General features: G+C 64.8%; 3 protein-coding genes. 1 reads left to right on the top strand and 2 read right to left on the bottom strand.

The window, feature by feature from the left end; all coding sequences use genetic code 11:
* On the bottom strand, positions 1-292 hold a 292-nt coding region (locus BU204_RS37725; RefSeq protein WP_143230058.1), incomplete at its 3' end, for a hypothetical protein.
* Positions 293-348: 56 nt separating this feature from the next.
* Complete coding sequence (locus tag BU204_RS40515) at positions 349-603, bottom strand: hypothetical protein (protein WP_158073455.1); 255 nt, start codon at positions 601-603, stop codon at positions 349-351.
* Here BU204_RS40515 and BU204_RS40510 point away from each other — a divergent pair.
* Positions 602-1,624, top strand: a complete 1,023-nt coding sequence (locus tag BU204_RS40510) for a helix-turn-helix domain-containing protein (protein ID WP_332888577.1) — start codon at positions 602-604, stop codon at positions 1,622-1,624. The two genes, BU204_RS40515 and BU204_RS40510, sit on opposite strands and share 2 nt — an antisense overlap.
* Positions 1,625-1,650: the final 26 nt, after the last annotated feature.

Below are 1,650 nucleotides of genomic sequence, written 5' to 3'. Positions count from 1 at the left end.
AAAAAATTGAGTACCAGCGCCAATCGGGCGTCGGCTCCACGGCACCACCGGTGATATCAGCAAGGTTCTCGGCCTCGGCACGGTCGGTGCCGTAATGCACCATCCGACCGTCAACAAAGACCGTATAGATCATCACCGGAGGCGTCCGCCGTCCCAGCATGATCAATCCGCTGACGTAGCCGAGCGGGAAGGCTGCGACCCACAGCACTGGGGTGTACCTGCCGAAATGCGGCTCAAGCTCATAGGTCGTCCAGGTGAGACAGACGATGCCGGCTACCCAGATCACGGCCACCCCGACACCCCTCGTCACGCAGTGAAACGTATGGATGAGCGTGCGCATGGCGCCGGCTAGCGAGTACCGGGTGGTAGCGCTTCACGGAGCTGGAGAGTGCCCTGCATGACCCGGATCGCACTCGCCAACTGTTCAAGTCCATCGACGAATTCAGCGCACTGAGTCGCGGTGACCTGACCGTTAACGCCGTGCGCGACGAACAGATCAGCAAGGCGTCGAATGAGTCCTACAGCATAGAGAACGTCTGGGTCGAGAGGGTTGCTCTGGGTGAAGCTGATCAGTTCACCAGTCAGAGAGGGCTTGTCGGTCATGGTGTGGGTTCACCGCCCTGTGGTTGGTGCCTGGCGAGCGCGGCGGGAGAGTTCAGCCGCGCCCGCCAGGGGCCGGGATGGGTCGGAGAGGAGCGCAGTAGCCCCTCCCCGACCCGGGGGACCGGGGGAGCGCGTCGACTGGCACGGGTCGACAGGCCGCCGCTCCTCCGGTCCCGGGTGCCGGCTGGCCAAAGGGGAGGAAGAAGGACCAGCCGGCGGCTCTCATATGGCCTGCATGTCGGGCTCCGTTCAACGGGACGAATCGCTACCATGTTGGGCGTACCGGCCTCTGTGTTGGGCCAACACTGGCACTGTTGGCCCAACACCGCAACCATGTCTGGCAGGAGTCACCCGAATGCCCAGGAGATCGCCCGGAGCACGCGCTGTCGGTATAGGCGCGGAGCTGCGAGTCATCCGCGAGGGGGAAGGCTTGTCCCTCCGGCAGCTCGCGAAGCGCGCGGGATGGGAAGTGGGGCGGCTCTCTCGGATTGAGACTGGCAAGCAGAAGCCGACCGTCGCCGACGTGGCCACCCTCCTCGCGATTCTCGGCGTGACGGGTGAGCAACGTGAGCGGATCCTCGACGAGGTCCAAGCGGTCGATGAACCGGGATGGTGGGAGCGCCATCTGGGCATGACGAAGGAGTCCGCCGCTCTCGCCGACTACGAGTCGCGGGCCATCGAAATCACCGACTGGGCACCGCTCGTCATCCCCGGCTTGCTGCAGACCATGGACTACGCGGCTGCCTGCATGGAGACCATCGGCATCGCTTCGAACGACATCGGCTCCAGGATCAGCGCGCGCCGAGAACGGCAACGCGCGGTCGCCGACACGCCGTACACCGCCTACATTGGCGAAACCGCGCTCCGCACAGTCGTGGGCAGCCCGCGCGTGCTCGCGGCCCAACTACGGATGCTCCTCGCCAACCACGACAGCGCTCCGGTACGCGTCGTACCAGCTGACGCGCCTGGTCACCCAGGTCAGTTCGGCGGGTTCCTGATGCTTAGTGTCGTGAGTCGTTAATTCGTTCGCAGTATGCGGCGAGGGTG

The sequence above is a fragment of the Actinophytocola xanthii genome, assembly GCF_001921205.1.
Taxonomy (GTDB): domain Bacteria; phylum Actinomycetota; class Actinomycetes; order Mycobacteriales; family Pseudonocardiaceae; genus Actinophytocola; species Actinophytocola xanthii.
The sequence above is the reverse complement of the archived record's forward strand: the minus strand, read 5'-3'. Positions and strand labels throughout refer to the sequence as shown.